The sequence below is a fragment of the Bacteroides propionicigenes genome (assembly GCF_018390535.1).
GTDB lineage: Bacteria > Bacteroidota > Bacteroidia > Bacteroidales > Bacteroidaceae > Bacteroides > Bacteroides propionicigenes.
On record NZ_JAHBBW010000001.1, the window covers coordinates 215,148 to 235,375 of the forward strand.

Genomic DNA, 20,228 nt, shown 5'->3' on the forward strand with positions numbered 1-20,228 from the left:
TCTTTCGGTTTTAATAGATGCGGCAAAGTTCGCATCTTCGACTGGAACCGGACGATAACAAATGTAAAGAAATGAACTATCGCCTGTTTCTGATCCTCGACAGGGAAACAGAAGTAATCCCCAAATAGGAGGCAATATAATGCTGGGGAATCCGCTGTATGATAGAGGGGTGTTCTTTCAGCAGTTCTTCATACCGTTGTTGGGGGGTGTTCTTTATGCGGGAAAGGAAGAGCCGCTGATAAACATGGAAGCGTTCGATGATTTTTTCCTCATATATCTGCCGTAGCGCGGGCTTCTGTCCGAGGTTTCTGAAAAAATCTTCCCGCTTCATAACCGACAGTTCTGCCGGCTCTATGCTTTCCAGGGAAAAAAGGCTCGGTGTCCGTTGATACAGGCTGTCGAATGACGCGACGAAATCCCCTTCGAAAAAGAACTGGAAAGTGATGTCCCGTCCTTCGTTGTTGAAAAACAGGCGCAGGCAACCTTTCCGGATCAGGTACATTCTGTCGGCTACCTTGCCTTCTTCCAACAATATCGTTTTAGGAGGAACGGATAATTCGGTTATCTCCGGAAGCGATAGAAAATAGGCGTTTTTATCAGAGTTCATTGTCATTTCATCTTTATTCGTCATGGTTTGATAGTGTATTGTTCATCACGTACTCGGCACAAATTCTGATAGAGACTCATCTACTTTAATAACTTGCGTTCGCTGCCGCCAGTTCCCAATATTCTCATCTGTTGAATGGCTATCTGATTGAGTTTAATCAACCGCTCACCCTGCGGAATACCTTGGTCTATAAATACTGCATTGAGGTTTTCCATATTTGAGAGGCAAATAAGCTCATTGATTGTGGCATAGTCCCGGATATTCCCTTTCAGTTCGGGGTGTTGCTCACGCCACATCTTGGCGGTCATACCGAACATCGCCACATTCAGCATATCGGCTTCATCGGCATAGATAATACTGGCTTGTTTGGCGGTTACCTCTGCCGGGATAAGGTTCTGTTTTATGGCATCGGTATGTATGCGGTAGTTGATTTTCGACAGTTCCCGTTTGGCTGACCAACCGAGTTGCTGTTGTTCCTCGGTCTTTAATCGTTGGAACTCCTTTATAATATACAGTTCAAATTCAACGGAAATCCAGCTTGCAAACTTAAATGCTATATCCTTGTGAGCGTAAGTGCCGCCGTAGCGTCCCGATTTGGAGAGTATGCCTATTGCGTTTGTCGTACTTATCCATTTTGTCGGTGATAAGGTAAAGGCGTTCAGCCCGGCTTCCTTTTTAAACCCCTCGAATTCGAGGGGTTTAAAACTCGGGTTGTACAAACTCTCCCAAATACCCAGATATTCTATTGTATTCCGGTTACGCAGCCAGTTCCCGATAACCGCAGTCGGGTCATCGCTTTTGTATCTTGCTATGTCTGTCAGGCTGATATAATCATTCTCGTTGACTGATATAATTGTGACACTTGTGTCTTTTACTGTAATCTTTGCCATTTTATATTTGATTCTTTGGGTTTTATGTACAAAAGTAATTATAATCTATGAGACTTTCTCCTTTTCAATGAACAATATGACTTTTCCTTTCGGATATAGACAAGGATATAGACAAGGTATTTCGCTACCTCCGGTAATACCTGCTTTTCCCTTATTTCAATCATGTAAAATCACCATAAATAGGTATTGTCCAGTAAATTCAAACCCCGTACTTTTGCAAAAATATAAACGGAAACATCGTTCATTATTTATGCAGGTACTCAAAGAAGACATACGCGGCCGCATATTGGCAGTCGCCGAACAGCGATTCGGGCAGCAGGGGTATTCCAAGACCTCCATGCGCGAGATTGCCGGAGCCGTCGGTGTCGGTGTGGGGAACATATATAATTATTTCCGGAACAAGGACGAATTGTTCTGTGAAGTGGTCCGTCCCGTCCTGCACGCTATGGAAGCCATGTTGCAGGAGCATCACGGCATACGCGGCGAGGACGTGATGACGATGCGTTCCGAAAAATACCTGAAAGCCTGTATCGACGAATACGTTTCGCTCATCGAAACGCATCGCAGCCTGCTGGAGATCCTGTTGTTCCGTGCCCAAGGCTCTTCGCTGGAACATTTTCGCGAAAGCTACACCGACCGTTCGACCGGGCTGGTCAAGGCATGGTTCGCCGCCATGAAGAAGAAGTACCCGAATATAAATACGGCTGTGTCCGATTTTATCATTCACCTGCATACGGTGTGGATGTTCACGCTGTTCGAGGAGCTGTTGATGCACGCGGTGCCCAAACAGGAAATGGAATCCATTCTGCATGACTATATTCTGTTTGAAATTCAAGGTTGGAGGGCCATTATCAAGGTATGACAGATAGAAAAGACACATACGGACAAGCTGCCGTAACGGGGCAGCGGGAAAAGAGGAAATCTTCACAAAGGTTTCCTCTTTTTTTATTCGTGAACAAATCTGAATATCGTTCATTAATAAATATCATAACAAATGAAACAGAGACATAAATTCGAGAGCATTGTCGCCGAGACATTGCTCATTCCGCTCTATTACAGGGCGAAAGAGAGCGGCCGAAAGAACCCGATTCTGAACGACAAGGTTGCGGAGGGGCTGGTGGACAGTCTGGAATACGACTACTCCCGTTTCGACGGGGCGAAGTTGAGCGAGGTCGGCTGCGTCGTGCGCGGGTGGTTTTTCGACCGTGCCGTGCGCCGCTTCATAGGGAAGCACGCCGATGCGGTGGTGGTGAATGTGGGCTGTGGTCTGGACACCCGTTTCCAGCGTATCGGCGACGGGAAGGCCGTATTCTACGACATGGACCTGCCGGAAGTCATCGCGCTGCGCCGCGAGCTGATTCCGGAGCAGCCGGGCAACCCCTACATTGCGGCCTCCCTGCTGGATGCCGGCTGGCTGGACGACCTGCGTCGCCGGCATCCCGATGCGCATTTCATCTTCGTGGTCGAAGGCGTGCTGATGTATTTCTATGAAAAGCAGGTAAAAACATTTCTGCACCATGTGGCCGAGCGTTTCGGGGGCGGCGAACTGTGGTTCGACGTCTGCGGTACGATGATGAGCCGTCACGGAGTGAAACCCGATTCGCTCCGTGAACACGAGGCGCAAATCCGCTCCGGTCTGAGCGACGGGCGTCTGGTAGAACAATGGGAACCCCGCCTACGCCTTTTGGAACAGGCCAATTACATGAAGTTTTTCCGTCCGCGCTGGGGCTTCTTCTTCGGGCAAATATTGGGACGGATGACGCGGCTGTGCTACAAGTTCAGTTCGATGTTGGGATATGAAATCGTATCGAATTCCCGTGACACGGCGGCAATTCTCCATGAAAGATGAAAGAGACGACGATTGAACCTTATCTCCCAATGTTGGAACGGTTCGAAGAATTTTTCAGGGAAGAACTGGCATCCCGTTTGTCGGTCGAATCCGTTGATTCCGTGATGGAAGCGGCTGTCGAGAATTTTCATCGTATCTCCGCAATCATTCCGGATGTCCCGCCGACATCACCATGGGTGAAAAACATTATCGGTATAGCCTATGAGATCGGTCTGTGGCAAGAACTGTCGGCCAGAGGATGGAGTCCGGCAGAACTTTCCATTGTTACGCAGAAAGCATTGAAAAAGCTCACGTTGTCGAGTATCCCTTCTGAAAAAATTTCGGAAATACGCGAAATGTTGTGTTCGCCCGACTATGTGCGTCGCATCGCTTCCGCTTCGCATGTTTCCACAGAGGACGATTGGCTGTTCGATTGCGTGTTGCCGAATGCGGACGATACGTTCGATGTCGGTATGGACATTGCCCGGTGCCCGGTCGCCGAACTCTGTTCCCGTATTGGCGTCGAGTGCTTTTTTCCCTATTTCTGCGTGAATGATTATATCACACACGATGTACTCGGTATCCGGCTGACACGGACCCGCACATTGGCACACGGTGCTTCGTGCTGCGATTTCCGGCTGACAAAAGAGCGGGGAGCGGCTGACGGGGCTGTTGTAATCCGGCCGGAAGATTTACAGGAATTTACCAACAACGGATAGAGAGAATCGGATAAAATTCAATATATGGAAACAAAAGAAAAGAAGAAAGAAGGTCTGTCCCGCCTGTTCGAGATCGCGGGGCAGAAGAAAGGGCTGCTTTTTCTGGCGGGTCTGCTGTCGGCAGGCAGCGCCGTGTGTATGCTCGTACCCTATTGGGCGGTGTACGAGGTGTTGAAAGAGCTGCTGACGCACGGTACAAGCCCGGCTTCGGTGGACGAAGCCGGCATGATTCGTTGGGGCTGGATCGCCTTCTGCGGGCTTATCGGCGGACTGGTGCTGCTGTACGCCGCCCTGATGTCCTCGCACGTGGCTGCATTCCGCATTCTGTACGGATTGCGTGTCCGGCTGTCCGAGCATATCGGCAAGCTGTCGCTGGGTTATCTCAACAACACCTCTACCGGAGCCATCAAGAAGACGATGGAGCAGAACATCGAGAAAATCGAGGGATTCATCGCCCACACGATTCCCGATTTGGTGAACGTAGTGGCGACGGTCGTGGTGATGCTCGTCATCTTTTTCTCGCTGGATACATGGCTGACGGCGGTCTGTCTGGCCGTGGTGCTGTTGAGCTTCGCCCTGCAATTCTCCAATTTCATGGGGAAGAAGGCACGGGAGTTCATGAGTATTTACTATGATGCGCAGGAAAAGATGAGCGCCTCCGCCGTGCAGTACGTCAGGGGAATGCCCGTGGTGAAGATATTCGGACAGAGCGTCCGCTCGTTCCGGCAGTTCAACGCCGAGATACAGGCTTACAAGACGTTCGCCCTGAAATGCTGCGACACCTACCAGAACGGGATGATCGCGTTCACCGTCCTGCTGGGTTCGATGGTGACGTTCATTCTTCCCGTGGGTATCCTGCTGATACAAGGGAATCCGCAGTCGCTCGCATTGGCCGCCGTATGGCTGTTTTTCATCATCATGGGACCGGGTGTGGCTTCGCCCATCTACAAACTGACGTTCCTGGGCGGAAACACCAAGGAGATCGACGAAGGCGTGGCGCGTATCGACCGCATTCTGGAGAAAAAGCCCGTTCCCGAACCGGAACACCCCGAAGTGCCGCAGTCGTATGAGGTGGAGTTCCGCCACGTGTCATTCTCCTACGAAAATACGGAACAGGGCACACGTACCGAGGCGCTGCGCGATGTTTGCTTCACGGCGCCGCAAGGCCGGATTACGGCGCTCGTGGGGCCTTCGGGAAGCGGCAAGTCCACCGTCGCGAACCTGATTCCCCGTTTCTGGGACGTGGAGCAGGGCGAGATTCTCATCGGTGGCGTGAACATCAAGAACATCGCTACGACGCAGTTGATGGATACCGTTTCATTCGTCTTTCAGGATACGTTCCTGTTCTACGACACGCTGTACGAGAACATCGCCGTCGGTTCCCCCGCCGCAACGAAAGAAACGGTCGTGGCGGCGGCCAAAGCCGCCCAGTGCCACGAGTTCATCGAGCGGCTGCCGCAAGGCTACGAGACGAGAATAGGCGACGAGGGCGTGTATCTGTCGGGCGGCGAGGCGCAGCGGGTATGCGTGGCCCGCGCCATTCTGAAGAATGCGCCGATACTGGTACTGGACGAAGCCACGGCCTTCGCCGATCCGGAGAACGAATACAAGATGCAGCAGGCCCTTCAATCCCTGATAAAAGGCAAGACCGTGATTATTATCGCCCACCGGCTGTCGTCCATCGTCTCGGCGGACAACATCGTGGTCTTGCAGCAGGGACGGATCGTACAGCAGGGCCAGCACGACGACTTATCCGTCGCCGAGGGGCTCTACAAGAACATGTGGGATGCCTATACGAGCGCTTATCATTGGAAGTTGAACAAAAATTGAATACGGAGATATGAAAAAGAATAGTTTCTTGAACGATATTTTACAGAATACGAGTTGTCCGCAGGGATTCTGGGGACGGATGATTTTGCGGGGAATGAACTGTTTCCACGCTTCGCTGGCCCATCGCGGCATGAAACAGGTGGACTGGCGGCCGGAATGGAATGTGCTGGACATCGGATGCGGGGGCGGCGCCAACGTGAAGCGTCTGCTGAAGCTGTGTCCGCAGGGAAAAGTTTACGGCATGGACCTGTCGGAGGAGAGCGTCGCCTTCGCCCGCAGGCACAATGCGGGAGAACTGGACCGCCGATGTTTCATACAGCAGGGCGATGTCTGCTCCCTGCCTTACGGGGACGGGGCCTTCGATGCCGTTACGGCCTTCGAGACCGTCTATTTCTGGTCTTCCGTCAGCAAGGCGCTGGCCGAAGTCTTCCGCGTGATCCGGAAAGGGGGCTGCTTTCTCATCAGTCTGGAAGCGAGCGACCCCGAACTCGGAAAGGCGTGGACGGAGCGGATAAAGGGAATGACGGTGTACGGAGCCGAAGAACTGAAACAGTTGCTGTCCCAAGCCGGCTTTTCCGACATCCGGGTAATTCAGAAAAAAGAAGAACTGCATATCGTCGCACATAAATGAAAGGAGTGGAACATGAATGCGATTAAAAACATTACGATAGGCCATACGGAACGTCTTTACAAGCCCGTGGGCTATACCATGCTCGCCAATCTGGTCAACATCATACCTTTCTGCCTCTCCATCGAGGCGGTGCGCATCATCTTCGCCGCGTTCGACGGCAGCGGACGACCGCTCGACACGGCAAGACTGTGGTGCATTTTCGGCATATTGGCTGTCTATATGCTGGTGATGGCTTTGGCCGAACGGGCCTCCTACCGGGCCAATTTCAGAGGAGCCTACGAAATGAGTGCGTCGGGGCGCATTGCACTGGCGGAACATCTGCGGAAACTCTCTCTCGGATTTCTTTCCCGGCGCGACCCCGGCGATCTTTCGTCCATGCTCGTTACCGATTTCACGATGGCCGAGACGGGCATTTCCCACCATTTGCCCCAACTGATGGGAGCCGTCGTCATGCCCGTGCTGGCATTCCTCTCGCTGGTATGGATCGACTGGCGGATGGCCGTTGCCATGTTCGCCGCACTGCCGGTCGCCTTGCTTGTCCTATGGATGAGCACGAGTGTGCAGAAAAAGTTGAGCGGCAGGCAGATACAAGCCAAAATCAATGCCGGGAACCGCTTGGAGGAATACTTGCAGGGCATTCGCGTGATGAAAGCCTACAACCTGCTGGGCGACCGCTTTGTCCGCCTGCGCGATGCTTTTGCGGAACTGCGCCGTGCCTGTATCCGTCAGGAAGCCATGCTGGGGCCTTTCGTGCTGCTGAGCATTACATTGGTGCGGGCCGGACTGACCCTGATGGTGCTGTGCGGAACCTACCTGCTGTTGGGAGGCGAACTCTCGCTGCTCGTCTTCGTGCTGTTCCTCGTGGTCGGCTCGCGCGTGTTCGACCCGCTGACTTCGGCGCTGACCAACTTTGCGGAGTTCCGCTACTTCTCCATTGCCGGAGGGCGTATTCTCACGCTGATGAACGAGCCGGAGATGGAAGGCGAACGGCAGGCGCCGGCCACCGGCGACATCCGGTTCGAGCATGTGTCGTTCGCCTATCAGGACAAGAAGGTGCTTCAGGACGTTTCCATCGCGTTTCCGAGAAACACGCTGACGGCTCTCGTCGGTCCTTCGGGGAGCGGGAAAAGTACGGTGATGAAACTTTGCGCCCGATTCTACGACCCGCAGCAGGGGCGTGTCCTTTTCGATGGCGTTCCGATGAAAGATATAGAACCTGAAAGTCTGATGAGCCGCATCTCGATGGTGTTCCAGGACGTCTATCTGTTTCAGGACACGATACGCGACAATATCCGTTTCGGAAAGCCCGGTGCGACGGACGAGGAGATCATCGCGGCAGCCGAGAAAGCCTGCTGCCACGATTTCATCATGCGCCTGCCGCAGGGATACGACACGATGGTGGGTGAGGGCGGTTGCACGCTGTCCGGCGGCGAGAAACAGCGCATATCCATCGCCCGCGCCATCTTGAAGGATGCGCCGATTATCCTGCTGGACGAGGCGACCGCATCGCTCGACCCGGAAAACGAGGTGGAGGTGCAGAAAGCCATCGACACGCTTATCAAGGGACGCACCGTCATCGTCATCGCCCACAAGCTTAAGACGATCATGAATGCGGACCGGATCGTCGTTCTGGAAGACGGACGGGTAAAAGAACAAGGCACGCACGACGAACTGATGCGGCACGAGGGGCTTTATGCCCGTCTGTGGACGATTCAAGAGAAGTCCGCAGGCTGGACCGTATAGAATAACGGGAAGCCCGGATAATAGGACTTTCACGAAAAGCCGGAAAGAAGGCAAGCCCCTCTTTTCGGCTTTTCCTTATTTTATCGGCATTGTCGTAAATCAGTACGACGGCATAGTTACTGTTTCTGACTGCTGAACGATGCTGCGTTATTCATTGTTCGCTGGACCTTTCGGTTATGGCAGAGACAAGACGGCTACCCGGCCTCGTGTCCGGAAACACCTTATTATAATTATACCGAAAAATTTCCTTTTCAAGTCCATATTCTATACCCGTTATATCCCGTTCACCTCTCCTTTTTATTTATTCTCGTTCTTATCGCTCCCTGCCGCACTCCCTTGTCGGTGTGATTTTCCCATGCGAAGGTACAGCGTCATTCGGTCGTCAAGTACCGCTCCGCTAACCGGCTCGCGGATTTGCCCGGCAGCCTTCCCAAATCGAAGATGACCTTTCGGTCCCCGCCGTGCTGCGCTGTCGGGTTGGGTATTCCGTTCAATCCCCGGCGGTTTCCTTGCCTTTTCCTCATTTTCCCGCTGTCTGGCCTGCATGTAAAATCTATCCCGATAAGGAAGCCGGAACAGCTTCCGAAAAAAGGGAAGAAAAAGTTTAACGAATAAAAATTAACGATTATGCCAAACTGGTGTTCAACAGCGTATGTGATAGAGGGCGACGCGCAGGAAATCAAAAGCCTCTATGAGTTGATGAAAGATTTGCAGGACAGAAAAACGCCTGCCGTGAAAAACGGCTTCGGGACATCATGGCTGGGGTGTCTTGTGGATGCCTTGGGCAAGGACTGGGACAAGGTGAGTTGTCGGGGAGATTGGGCAAACCTCGAAATGGTGGGCGAAACCCTCCGCTTTACGACGGAGACGGCATGGGGGCCATGCAACGAGACATTCGACCTCGTGTGCGAGAAATTCCCATCGCTCCGTTATTATTACCAGACCGAAGAGCCGGGAATGGGCTTCTACGAGACCAACGACAGCGAAGGCAAGTATTTTACCGACAAATACATAGTCGATTTATGTACTGCCAAAGGCAAATACTTCTGCGAATATTTTGCCGACAGGGAGAGCCTGTTTGCGTGGCTTGGCGAGGTCGCAGGAAAAACCGTCCGCTCGGAACAGGATGCCAAGGCTCTGTTTGAAGAATGGGCGCAGGAAAACCCCGATTCTTGCTGCAGTATCAATGAATATGTGGTCGTGGATTAAATCGGACAGACAGCCATGAGAACCTATCATTGGAAAGAGTACGGCTTTATCGGGACTGTACCCGACTTCGCCCGGCATTTCGGGATATGCAAAAGCCCGACTTTCGTCAATGCGGTGCGGAGAGTGTCCCGACACGTTTATAACTGCATGAACGCACGGGAACAGGCGGAATATGAAGAGAAGCGGGAGCGGGTGAAACCCGCTTACCGCCTCTATCTGGACGAGGAACGCACACGTTTCATCGAAATGACGAAAGAGGAGTACGAAGCTGTCGGCCTGCCCGTGGTGCAGGAAGAGGTCGGCATGTTCAAACTGTCTTACAGGAACAGAAGCCTGCCCGCATCGTTTGTCGGAAACGGTCGGGACGAAAGCCCCGTGGCTTCGGCCATGAAAAAATATCGGGCAGAAGCCATGCGTTTCGCCGGACAGGTCATGCTGGCTACGGGTTATTTCAATACCCGTCTGCCGACCGAACAGCCCAAAACCGAGATAAACTATACGGAATTGCGATTGTCGTACAGCAACGGTATCGTGTTCTATTTTGTCGCTGACCGTAGCCGTGACGGAGTATGCGGCTGTTACCTGCAACGGATAACGCTCGACGGCAAGCAGATATATAACGGCTGTTTTAGCCGATATTCCAGCGTCGATGACGTTTTGCAAAAGACACAATCGAACGGAGAATGCCAAAATGCCCATTACCATTTTATAGAGTAGACGATAAGCCCTCTCGGACAGTAAAAGTTCGAGAGGACTTTCTCTGTACGCCGTTTCCACGGAACGACCTCCTTTTTTAGCCAATGTTCCGGCTTTTTTATACAGTCCGGCTTCTTCCCCTTTTACTCCACTATCGTATCTCCTTCTTTCCCTTATCTCGTTTCCGCCACTTTCTCGCCGGTTGGATTTTCCCATGCAAAGGTACAGCGGTCGTCCGGTGTCAAGTACCGCCATGCTAACCGCTCGTGGATTTGCCCGGCAGCCTTCCCAAATCGAAGATGTCCTTTCAGTTCCCTCCTTGCTGCGCCTGTCGGGTTGGGTATTCCGTGAAATCCCCGGCTGTTTGCTTGCCTTCCCGTCCTTTCCCCGCTGTCTGATCTGCATGTAAAATCTCTCCCGGCAAGGAAAGCTGAAAAGCTTCCGAGAGGAGGGAAATAAATAACTCGGAGTTTAATTTAACTTTTATGTATTATGCACGCAAATGGTAATCAAATTATGGAAGGGAAAGTTCTGGACGAACAGGTTAAGATAAGAATTTTTGAGGCATTCCGGCAGTCATGTTTTTTGTTTGATGAAACAAGCGGTCAATGCGCCTATATGGGGTCGGTTCGTAAATGCGATGGGAAGTGTCGCCTAATGCTACGCTTTAAGCAGAATCTGGATAAATTGTTTTGTTGAAAAGGAATTGCAGCCATTGGCTGAACCTTATCGACAAGTTCAATATAGCGGATAGAAAGATATATTAATTTTTAATCTTGACAAGATATGAGTATAATATGTACACGATGTGGCGGTACGCAGGTAGTATGCGAAGCCACAGTAAACCCCAACACCAAAGTGATAACGGAAATTTCCGACGATTCTTTGCAATTCGGCCGGTGCGAAACCTGTAAGGCACGAAGCGTCCTGACGGATGTAGAGAAGACAAAGGCCGCCATCAAGAGCGGATTTGCCGGATTTGTCGAGGCGAACGGCAGGAAGCCCCATTATGCAAGTTGTCGGATAGTATGGAAGTACACCAACGATTCCGAAGACGTAAAAATCCGGCTGCTGGAAAGCGGTGAAAGTATTGGAAACGACATGTTCTTCTCCTGCAACAGCCTCCATGCCCTCGAATCTCTGGCGGAGTTCGGAAAAGAACCGTTCATCGTAACGGAATGTTACGGGTTCAAGACCTTAACAGAAGAGGAAATCTCCGATGAAAAAGCGTATGAATACGAGTTCGGAGACGAGAAAATCGTTGTTACAGGTAAAGAAGTACGTGCATTTTACTCGGAAGTATACAGGCTGACGGCACAGGACATCGAACAGTTTGCAGCCTATAATACGGCAAAACGCATGTATTACCGGAAAAATGATTGCCAGCTTACCCCGGAGCTTGTCCGACGGTTGCTCGATGAAGAACATTTGATGAAAGCAGGTGAATCCGACAGTTTCACGATTCAGTTGTTCTTCCTGTGGCATGTGCGGATTCGGAAAGAACCTGAAAATTTTGCACCGTTCAAATACGCTTTGGAAGCCTGTTGCTTGGATAACGTACAGACTTTCAGCCGCCGATACATCACGCTCGAAAAAGCATTGCTTCATTGCCTGAACGGTTTCAATGAAAACGCTAATATTCAAAACCGCTACCAATCCCTGCAAGACTATCTTCTGGGACAGGCGCACGGCAAACGCTGATAAATAGCCTCATGCGGCACAAGCCTCCGAACCTGCAAAGCCGGTTTCGGGGGCTTTATTCCGCAAGGTCGTCTCTCCAGTTATATGCCATACCCGGCATGTCACAAGAAATTCCTTTTTAAGCGGACGTCCACCTGTTATAACCCTTATACCCCATTTCCATTCCTTTCTACCTCCCGATAGCGTTTCCCGTTTTTGCTCCTGACGTTACCCGACAAATCAAGGCAAGACACACGACACCCTATGCAGCTGCAAAGGAACGTCGGAGGAGTTAAACTCTTTTATATCACATTCCTGTGAATCTTAATAAAAAAAGTCGTTCATGGCACCTTGTGGAATTGATTTTTATATATTTGCTTCTGAAAAAAACATACTGGAAACAGTGCCGGATAGTATGTGAAGAACAGAAACTTTTGGGAAAATAATATGTAAATACAAAATTATAAAAACAAAAAAATGATTAGAGTTGCCACGATAAAGGATGCTTCAAGACTTGCGGAAATACAGATTTTCTCTAAAAGAAAAGCCTTTCGCCCTATTTTTCAAAACGATGATGTTTCCTTTAATGAAATGTCGGTATTGCGTCTTGCATTATATTATCAGGATGTTATAGGAGCTTTGGACGATATATATGTTTTTGATGACGGGATTGTAAAGGGGATGATGAAACTGGATTGTAAAAACAGTATATGGGAATTGAAAGAGTTGTATGTAGATCCGTTCTTTCAAGGAGAAGGTGTTGGGACAAAACTTATGCGCCATTTCCTTACAACAGCAAAAAGTCACGATGTAAAAGAGGTTTACCTGTGGGTGTTGGAAGAAAATTTTGCAGCAAGAAAATTTTATGAGAGCCACGGGTATGTCTATACAGGAAATAAAAAAGAGTTTTCCGATTCAGGAAAATATCTGTTGAATTATGCATTACGATTAAAAGCCACCTTATAATCCGGCTCGCGTTCCGAAAATTCCGCTTTGCCGGGCACGTGAAGTCCCTTGGACGGTCAAAAGGTTCAGGGGGCTTTTTTTGTCAATCGCCCTCACAGGCAGATTTTCTTTTTTAGCCGTTATTCCCACTTCTATATACAATCGGGCTTCTTCCTCTTTTATTCCGGTTATCCCATTCTTTCCCTGATCTCGCCCCCGTTGCCTCCTCGCCGGTTGGATTTTCTCATGCAAAGGTACAGCGGTCGTCCGGCGTCAAGCACCACTATGCTAACGGCTCGCGGATTTGCCCGGCAGCCTTCCGCAAATCGAAGATGGCCTTTCAGCCCCCGCCTCGTACCTCGACGGGTTGGGTATTCCGTGAAATTCTCCGGCCGTTTGCTTGCCTTTCCGTCCTTTCCCCGCTGTCTGGCTTGCATGTAAAATCTCTCCCGCCAAGGAAGCCGAAAGGCTCCGAAAGCAGGGAGAAGAAAAAAGCAAGTTCAACAAATTAAAAATTTAAAGTTATGCACAGCAAGATTTTTCAAATTACCGAAACACGGGTGAGCAAGGACAACTACCTGAACGAGGACACCCTCACGCAGGGCGACGATAGTTTCTTCGACTATTGTGCGGAGATTGACGATGAGGAACGCCAGTTCCATATCGACAACTTGGTAAACAACATTCTGCCCAAAGGCATGTTCGAGCTTGTTTCCGACGATACCATACGCTACAAAGGCGGTGCGGAACGATGGAGAGAAGATTTCATCGCAGACATTCGAAGCAGGGCGGAAGCCCTTACCCCCGAAAGCGTGCAGGACTGGATTGGCCCGGTCTATCAACTCGAAAAGTTCCTGAAAAACCCGCTCGATACCGCTTACTGGTTCTACATGGACGAGGAGGGGCTGCAATCCAACGCCGAGCAATCCTACGAGTTCCTGCGGCAGGCATGTGAATTTAAACCCGGTACGCTGCTTTACATCGGCGGTGTCATCGACTATCATTTTTAACCTCAAAACGCTGAACGATGAAAGGTACGGAACATTTCAAACGGACTATCAAGGAATACTTGGACGGCAAGGCACGGACGGACGAACTTTTCGCCGTCTCCTATGCCAAAGAAAACAAAAACTTGGACGATTGTATCACATTCATTCTCAATCAAGTCAAGGCAAGCGGCTGTTGCGGAATGACCGACGACGAGGTGTGGTCGCTCGCCATTCATTACTATGATGAGGACAACATCGACGTGGGCAAACCTATCAGTTGTGGCGTCGTGGTCAATCACAAGGTGGAGCTGACCGAAGAAGAAAAGGCGCAAGCCCGAAAAGACGCGCTGAAAGCCTATCAGGAGGAAGAAATGCGCAAGATACAGCAACGCCACAGCAGGCCGAAGCCGACCGCCAAAGCTGTACAGAATACCCAAACGGAACTCTCACTCTTCGATTTCTGACCATGAAAGCACGGACAAAATTTCAGCATCAGGTAGTAGCCGCCAACGGGCGGTTGCTGCCTATCACGGAGAAACAGGCAGAATGGGCGTTCCGGCATACCGTCGGACATTACGCTTTTCGTACACCGAGCGGACAAACGACCTGCCTCGATTGCGGTCATAGGTGGAACGAGACAAAGGCGAAGCGTTGCCATTGCCCGAACTGCCACGCCAAACTGACGCTCAAAGACACGCTTTGCCGCAAGACAGATGAGAAAAGCTATTTTTCTGTCATCACCACGCAGGACGGATTTCAGGTGCAGCGGATTTTCAGAATGAATGTCTGTTACCGCAAAGGCAAGAACGCATGGACAGACGTGTGCGAAGTGGCGAGATACTGGTTGGACGAGAACGGGAAAACCGCTTTGACAGCCTTGCAACGGACAATGGGGTGTTATTTGGACAGCTTTCTGTACGGGTCGGGATTGGAACTGCGGAACGACAATTACGTGTACCAACGCATAGCCGACTGTTATGTCTGTCCGGGCTACACGGTTATCCCGAAGTTACGGCGCAACGGGCTGAAAGGGTCGTTTGCCGACATCGCCCCGCAAAAGCTGATGAAAGCCCTGCTATCGGACAGCCGAGTGGAGACAATACTTAAAAGTGGACGCAAACGAGACCTCAAGCACTTCATCGACCACCCGCAGGATTTGGATTTCTGTTGGCCGTCCTACAAAATCGTGTTACGCCAGAAGTATCGGATAACGGACATTGGAATATGGGTGGATTATCTCCGTATGCTCGACAGATGCGGCAAGGACTTGCACAACGCCCACTATGTTTGCCCCGCCGATTTGAAAGCCGAGCATGACAAGTATCAGAACAAGGTGCGTATTCTCCAAGAGCAGGAAAAACGCAAGGAGCAGATGAAACGGGCGAGGGAAAACGAGGCACGTTTTAGGGAGTTGAAAGGCAAGTTCTTCGGTCTGGAGTTCACGGACGGAACGATAGTCGTCCGTGTACTGGATAGCGTGGAAGCCTACTACGACGAGGGTAATGCGTTGCACCACTGCGTGGGACAGTGCGAATATTACCTCAAACCGGATACGCTGGTATTCTCCGCACGGATAGAGGACAAGAGGGTCGAGACCGTAGAATTGAGCCTCGAAACATTCAAGGTGCTGCAGTCGAGAGGACTGTGTAATAAAAATACGAAATATCACAAGCGGATTATGAACCTCGTGCATAAGAACATCGCCCTTATCCGAAAGCGCATGGCCGCCTGATACCGGCTGCGGAAGTTATATCGGGCAACCACCTGCCAATCGGGACAGGTGGTTGTTCATATTCCCGATAAAGGCCATGTCGAACATTCTGTTATACAGACAATTCTTTTTCCATTCCCTTACATTTTGTCCGATGGACAATCGTTCGACGTTTTTTTTGCCCTTTATACCCCAGACACATACTGCCGTCGTTTCCTGTTGTAACGGCCGGAGATCTTTGCCTCCATTCCCTTTGTATGCTTGGGCGTATCATTTCATGGAATCTCCACTATCGCCACGGCCTGTTTTTACGCAGCAAAGGTACGGCGAACGAACAGCGTGTCAAGTACCGCTTCGCTACTCCGGATAAAATTTGACGCAAACTTTCCGCAATCGCAGATTGCGGCATTTCATAAAATTTTAACCTCCGTTCCTTGCCTGCTGTTCTTGCTTTCGCCGTTGGGAATTGCACGTAAAAATCAACCCTTTGGGCGAAGTCGGAAGGCTTCAAGAAAAGGGAAATAAAAAAACAGAACAATGACAGCAATAGAACAGATTATCGCCATAGCTGAACAATTAGGCTGGCAAGTTAAAACCGATACCGACAAACCGAACCTCGTGGTGTTCGATTTTCAGCAATACACACCTCACGGGCAGGATTTCAGTTTCTCGGTTGAGATGAAAGGCAATGACACCGACAGCTTGTTACAGGAAGTTGAAACATATTACGAAGACTTCGACCCCGACTATGAAGCCTACCTGTGGATTGGTACGGACGGGCATGGCAAGAACGGCGCACCTTACCGAATCAAAGACATCGTGAGCGATATGGAGCAGGCGGAAGCCATGATAGAAAAACTTTATGAAACATTAAAAACAACCATGCAATGAGAACGAAAACCCTCTACACACGAGACGCCGAAAAGGCAGGAATAAGCCGTTTCCCAAACTTTCACCGCACGGGGAACATAACCGGCATGAAGCAGCTTTACTACGGAAAAAACGCCCTATTGGTACGTTGCGGGAGTCAGATTTACAACGTATCGAGCGAACCCGAAATTTACTACAACATGGCTCATTAAATGGTATTCATTATGAAAAGAGCAAGTTACAAGAAAGATTTTCAGAGTTGGAAAGGCATAATGGCTCTAAAACTGCTCTGCTGCAATATAGTTGCAGGCCGTTTTGATTGGAAGAAATACTGTACGCCACAGTCTTATTGCGGTCAGGAAATTTGCGTTGTACCGCTGCATTGCTCCTACGGACAGATAGGCTATACCGTGCACTTCCCTTATTCCGATATACCGGAAGTGGAATACGATTGGGAAATGAACAAATTAACTATCGACAAAGAGAATTGGGAAAGCTATTTAACGTGAGTATAATTCAAAATATAGCCAGTTGCCCGTCTTTGAAAAACATACATCAATGGCGGGCTTCTTTCAAAAACAGTATGCTGTTATGGTAGAAAGGGAGTTGGAAATAAAGTTATATTAAAGGAAGTGGGGCATGGAATATTCAATATCTTTATCTTCAACCATATATTTTTCCTGAAATTGAGCAATTTCTTTGCAAAAATCATCTGTCATACAATAAATCTCCGTAATTTTGGTCTCTGAAAACATCATGGTAATTGCTTAAATGTTAATTGAATACTATAAATTCAATACTTTTATTGCTATGTGCCTAATTTATTTACAGAATTAGAATTGAAAGAATATGACACAGACTTTTTATACCCAATGGCAATCTTCTGTCCTTGCAGACGCAGAAACTTATGTTTCAAAGGAATACAGTAATTTCCAAACGGCATTGCTACGTGAAATATCCAAATATGCAGAAGCCGTGGATGCGGCGGTCGTATCCGAGAATAAGGGGCATTATTATACAAGTTGCTTTATTGAACGTAATGGTAAGTTTGTATATATAAACCATTCTGCGGATGTGCGGATGGATGATGGGATAAAGATAGAACTCGGTTCGTTCATGATACGGACTGCCCGGCACGCAAAGGATTATACCGGCGGAAACAATCAATATTGCGATATGCTGCAGTTACAGTCAATGATTGACAAACTGCTGTCGTAATGATAACATATAGTCTGTAGCGGAATGAAAACCGGTAGGGACTATAAGGATGTGGAGCGCCTTCAGTATGAAATCGCTCCACATTCTTCATATTACGCTGCCGTTACCGACGCAGACCGCCGCCATATTCCGCCTCTTGTAGCTCCTCCCTGTATTCTTCAAGCTCGTTCAGCTTCTCGTTCACGGCTTGCAGGTTGGCCTCCAGCGTCATGTTGTGGTCATAAGGGTAATGATGTTGTACGGCCATCCCTGCATTGGTGGCCGTACCCACGTCCAGCGTATCCTTGTCCCTGTTGTACCTTGCATACAGAATATCTCCGTTTGGCATTTCGAATACCGGCATTCTCTGATGTGTCAGTTCAGCAAACTGTTCCGCCGCCATATCTTTGGCCACCTCTTTCACATCATCGCTGGCACGGTCTGTGCCGTAACGTGTGATATGGTCCCGCACCTCCTGTTCCGTGTATTTCAGCATGATGTCGTATGTGCCTCCGACACTTCCGTTGTACACCACGGCAAAGTCCTTATCTTCAATCAGCAGGTCATCGCCCCGGTTCTGGAGGGGAGAAGCGTATGTATGCTGCTCGTCCATGCCGTTGCCGTCGTAATACTCCTTGGCGAGCGCAAGCAGACCCTTGTAGTCGCCTTTGTCCTTCAATTCGTCCAGTTGCTTCGTGTCGTCAGCGGTTTGGAGATAGGCCACCGAAGCATAAAAAATACGTTCCTTGGCAGAGCGTTTGTCCTCTTGCTCTTCGGTAACATTTTGTTCCAACTCCTGCGCAATCTTATCCACCTTTTGAGTAACGATTGACGAAGCTCTTTTCACGTCCAGAAGCGTTGTCTTGATAAACTGTGGGGATTCTTTCAACTCATCGAGCCACCCTTTGAGGTATGCGCAACTGTCTTCCTTTATATGCTTGGTCATGCCGTAGCGTTGTGCGACCAACGCGCTGCCCAGTTCGGCCACCAGTTCCTCGCGGGCATACTCTTTCGAACCGAAAGAGGTAGGTTGGAGTCGGTCAAGCACACCTTCGGCACCCGTGGAATGGACCATCTCATGGAACAGCGTTCCGTAGAAAGATTCCCCGTCTCTGAACTGCTCCTTTTCGGGTACGACAATCTCGTTCTTTGTGATTGAGTAGTATGCTTCGTTTTGGTGCGTCGGTTTGATGGGACAAATCCAAAGGTTGTCCTTTATCATCGCATCGACAGGCCCAAAACTGAAATGTTCGCCGTTTTCGACCCTTTTCCCGTTCTCTCTTTCCAACTGCTCCCATAACTCCGGTCGAGCCTCCTGCAGGTTGGTCTGGGCGACATTGAACACCCGGAACACCTGCATTTTCGGATAGACATTGTATTGCGCCTTCTCTTCGTCGGAGAGTTTCTTGTAGTCGTCGTACTTGATTTTCTCCTTTGTTTCCTTATGTATGCAGGTGAATGTGGTCAGCATGACGGGAAACGATTTCTCGCCGCGCAGTACAGATACACGGGGTAATTCCTGCCCGTCCTTGCCGGGCTTGTTGAGCCGCTGCACGCAGTCAAAGGTGCAGAAGCGCGGAATCTTGTACCCCTCATTCTCACAATGCAACAGTAACATAAGGGCGTTCATACCGTTGTACTCCCGCCCGGAAAGGTTACGCGGCCATTGCAGTGCCCCCTCGGTAAACCACGGCTTATGCCAGTCCTTGTGGATGCTTTCGATTTTCTCGATCATCATCTCGGCAAAGAGGTCCAGCGCCTTGTCCTCGCTGCTCGGCCCCTCCGTATTTCGCTTTCTATAACCGGCCATGACTGCTACTGATTGAAGTTATCCGATTCGGGAATATATTGCGCCAGTTCTTCCACCCGGCAGGAGATGTCCGGCTTCCCGTTATGTACCGAGACCGTCATTTCGCCCTTGGCTTCTACCTTGACGCCCGGTTGCAGCCACTCTTCACGTTGCCTGTCGAAGCAGAAGAAACGCACCCACTGGTACTCGAAATTCTCATCGACCTTTTCGGTGCTGAATGCAGAGAACATCGTGTAGGACTTATCCTTTTTGTCCTTCCGTTCCTCGATGTTCTTGCCCACCTTGCCCCGGAACGACAGTTCGCCCTTGATGGAATCCGCGATGTCCGCCGCCGGGCCGATACGGTCGGCAAAGAGGTTGAAATAGAGCTTTTCGCCCCGGCGTTTCAGGAACAGCGTCCCCGCAACCTCGACACGCAATCCGTTTCGATAGCCGGATACCTTCTTCTGACCGCCCTCCTTGCTGACACTGATCTCGACCGTTTCGTTCCGACCGTCCTTGCCTTGGAGCACGACGCGGAGCGGAAAGGTCAGGAATGTTTTCTCTTCTTTGGTCGTGCGCATCGAAGCGTCGCGGCCGATGGTGCCGCACGCCGTAATATTGCATTTAATCATTTTATTTTGTCTTTTAGTGATACATAGTCCACCGGACAAAGCGGGGTGTCTTGAAGTTGAACAGGTTGAAAGCGTTTCCTAATCGGGAGCACGTATTCTCATGTAGACAATCCAGCCGGCAATACCCAGTTGGACGCCCACGATAACGAGTGTTGCTACCCAACCGAATAGCCGGGAACAGAACAGGATATGCAGGGCGCAGACGGACACCCCGGACAAGTACCCGCAAAGTCGTATCATCACGCGTTTTATCATGACT

Annotated in this window: 23 protein-coding genes and 1 pseudogene; 17 read left to right on the forward strand and 7 right to left on the reverse strand. The window is 50.1% G+C overall.

From position 1 onward, the window contains the following. Positions 1–76: 76 nt before the first annotated feature. Together KG118_RS00975 and KG118_RS00980 are read right to left on the reverse strand one after the other, a co-directional pair. Positions 77–631, reverse strand: coding sequence for a Crp/Fnr family transcriptional regulator (locus KG118_RS00975; protein ID WP_007571982.1), 555 nt, complete (start codon positions 629–631; stop codon positions 77–79). A gap of 56 nt (positions 632–687) precedes the next feature. Then, positions 688–1,497 carry a KilA-N domain-containing protein gene (locus KG118_RS00980; RefSeq protein ID WP_007571983.1) on the reverse strand — a complete coding sequence of 270 codons (810 nt, stop codon included), beginning with the start codon at positions 1,495–1,497 and terminating at the stop codon, positions 688–690. 250 nt (positions 1,498–1,747) lie between these two features. Here KG118_RS00980 and KG118_RS00985 point away from each other — a divergent pair, with 250 nt between their 5' ends. The 6 genes from KG118_RS00985 to KG118_RS01010 all read left to right on the forward strand — a co-directional run bounded on the left by KG118_RS00985 (position 1,748) and on the right by KG118_RS01010 (position 8,248). Further along, positions 1,748–2,359 carry a TetR/AcrR family transcriptional regulator gene (locus tag KG118_RS00985; protein ID WP_007571984.1) on the forward strand — a complete coding sequence of 204 codons (612 nt, stop codon included), beginning with the start codon at positions 1,748–1,750 and terminating at the stop codon, positions 2,357–2,359. Between the two features lie 132 nt (positions 2,360–2,491). Next, positions 2,492–3,346, forward strand: coding sequence for a class I SAM-dependent methyltransferase (locus tag KG118_RS00990; RefSeq protein ID WP_213388334.1), 855 nt, complete (start codon positions 2,492–2,494; stop codon positions 3,344–3,346). Further along, a complete protein-coding gene (locus tag KG118_RS00995; protein WP_007571988.1) occupies positions 3,343–4,044 on the forward strand; it encodes an L-2-amino-thiazoline-4-carboxylic acid hydrolase in 702 nt (233 codons plus the stop codon). Before KG118_RS00990 ends, KG118_RS00995 begins: the two co-directional genes overlap by 4 nt. 24 nt (positions 4,045–4,068) lie before the next feature. Continuing rightward, positions 4,069–5,874, forward strand: a complete 1,806-nt coding sequence (locus KG118_RS01000) for an ABC transporter ATP-binding protein (RefSeq protein ID WP_007571990.1) — start codon at positions 4,069–4,071, stop codon at positions 5,872–5,874. Between the two features lie 10 nt (positions 5,875–5,884). After that, positions 5,885–6,505 (forward strand): class I SAM-dependent methyltransferase, encoded by a 621-nt coding sequence (locus KG118_RS01005; RefSeq protein ID WP_007571993.1) that lies wholly within the window; start codon positions 5,885–5,887, stop codon positions 6,503–6,505. Between the two features lie 12 nt (positions 6,506–6,517). Beyond that, positions 6,518–8,248 (forward strand): ABC transporter ATP-binding protein, encoded by a 1,731-nt coding sequence (locus tag KG118_RS01010; protein ID WP_007571994.1) that lies wholly within the window; start codon positions 6,518–6,520, stop codon positions 8,246–8,248. A 297-nt stretch (positions 8,249–8,545) separates the two neighbouring features. Here KG118_RS01010 and KG118_RS01015 read toward each other — a convergent pair whose 3' ends face one another. After that, positions 8,546–8,794, reverse strand: coding sequence for a hypothetical protein (locus KG118_RS01015; RefSeq protein ID WP_007571995.1), 249 nt, complete (start codon positions 8,792–8,794; stop codon positions 8,546–8,548). A gap of 81 nt (positions 8,795–8,875) precedes the next feature. On the opposite strand from KG118_RS01015, the gene KG118_RS01020 reads away from it, so the two are divergent. The 10 genes from KG118_RS01020 (at position 8,876) to KG118_RS01065 (ending at position 16,857) form a co-directional block, all read left to right on the forward strand. Next, a complete protein-coding gene (locus tag KG118_RS01020; RefSeq protein WP_007571996.1) occupies positions 8,876–9,457 on the forward strand; it encodes a hypothetical protein in 582 nt (193 codons plus the stop codon). Between the two features lie 15 nt (positions 9,458–9,472). Next, positions 9,473–10,174 carry a hypothetical protein gene (locus KG118_RS01025; RefSeq protein ID WP_225719306.1) on the forward strand — a complete coding sequence of 234 codons (702 nt, stop codon included), beginning with the start codon at positions 9,473–9,475 and terminating at the stop codon, positions 10,172–10,174. A gap of 765 nt (positions 10,175–10,939) precedes the next feature. Then, positions 10,940–11,854, forward strand: a complete 915-nt coding sequence (locus KG118_RS01030) for a hypothetical protein (protein WP_007572000.1) — start codon at positions 10,940–10,942, stop codon at positions 11,852–11,854. Between the two features lie 456 nt (positions 11,855–12,310). Then, complete coding sequence (locus KG118_RS01035; RefSeq protein ID WP_008654991.1) at positions 12,311–12,799, forward strand: GNAT family N-acetyltransferase; 489 nt, start codon at positions 12,311–12,313, stop codon at positions 12,797–12,799. 503 nt (positions 12,800–13,302) lie between these two features. Then, on the forward strand, positions 13,303–13,788 hold the full coding sequence (locus KG118_RS01040; RefSeq protein ID WP_008654997.1) for a hypothetical protein: 486 nt from the start codon (positions 13,303–13,305) through the stop codon (positions 13,786–13,788). 17 nt (positions 13,789–13,805) lie between these two features. Continuing rightward, positions 13,806–14,231 (forward strand): PcfK-like family protein, encoded by a 426-nt coding sequence (locus KG118_RS01045; protein WP_008654998.1) that lies wholly within the window; start codon positions 13,806–13,808, stop codon positions 14,229–14,231. A gap of 2 nt (positions 14,232–14,233) precedes the next feature. Continuing rightward, positions 14,234–15,499 (forward strand): PcfJ domain-containing protein, encoded by a 1,266-nt coding sequence (locus tag KG118_RS01050; protein WP_008654999.1) that lies wholly within the window; start codon positions 14,234–14,236, stop codon positions 15,497–15,499. A 516-nt stretch (positions 15,500–16,015) separates the two neighbouring features. Then, positions 16,016–16,369, forward strand: coding sequence for a hypothetical protein (locus KG118_RS01055; protein WP_008655002.1), 354 nt, complete (start codon positions 16,016–16,018; stop codon positions 16,367–16,369). Then, positions 16,366–16,560: a hypothetical protein gene (locus tag KG118_RS01060; protein ID WP_008655004.1), complete on the forward strand. Its 195-nt coding sequence runs from the start codon at positions 16,366–16,368 to the stop codon at positions 16,558–16,560. The genes KG118_RS01055 and KG118_RS01060 overlap by 4 nt, the downstream gene beginning before the upstream one ends. Positions 16,561–16,572: 12 nt before the next feature. Further along, complete coding sequence (locus KG118_RS01065) at positions 16,573–16,857, forward strand: hypothetical protein (protein WP_008655007.1); 285 nt, start codon at positions 16,573–16,575, stop codon at positions 16,855–16,857. Between the two features lie 147 nt (positions 16,858–17,004). On the opposite strand, the pseudogene KG118_RS17640 reads toward KG118_RS01065, so the two are convergent. After that, positions 17,005–17,103: pseudogene (locus KG118_RS17640) on the reverse strand (IS982 family transposase); the annotation flags it as partial. Positions 17,104–17,197: 94 nt separating this feature from the next. Between KG118_RS17640 and KG118_RS01070 the strand changes: the two are divergent. Then, positions 17,198–17,566 carry a hypothetical protein gene (locus KG118_RS01070; RefSeq protein ID WP_008655022.1) on the forward strand — a complete coding sequence of 123 codons (369 nt, stop codon included), beginning with the start codon at positions 17,198–17,200 and terminating at the stop codon, positions 17,564–17,566. A 103-nt stretch (positions 17,567–17,669) separates the two neighbouring features. Here the strand turns inward: KG118_RS01070 and KG118_RS01075 are convergent, their stop codons facing one another. From KG118_RS01075 to KG118_RS01085, 3 genes are all read right to left on the reverse strand, one after another. Next, entirely contained in the window at positions 17,670–19,355 is a 1,686-nt protein-coding gene (locus KG118_RS01075) for a zincin-like metallopeptidase domain-containing protein (protein WP_008655024.1), read from the reverse strand. Between the two features lie 5 nt (positions 19,356–19,360). Further along, positions 19,361–19,969 (reverse strand): hypothetical protein, encoded by a 609-nt coding sequence (locus KG118_RS01080; RefSeq protein WP_008655026.1) that lies wholly within the window; start codon positions 19,967–19,969, stop codon positions 19,361–19,363. A 78-nt stretch (positions 19,970–20,047) separates the two neighbouring features. Further along, positions 20,048–20,224 (reverse strand): hypothetical protein, encoded by a 177-nt coding sequence (locus KG118_RS01085; protein ID WP_008655028.1) that lies wholly within the window; start codon positions 20,222–20,224, stop codon positions 20,048–20,050. Between the last annotated feature and the right edge of the window lie 4 nt (positions 20,225–20,228).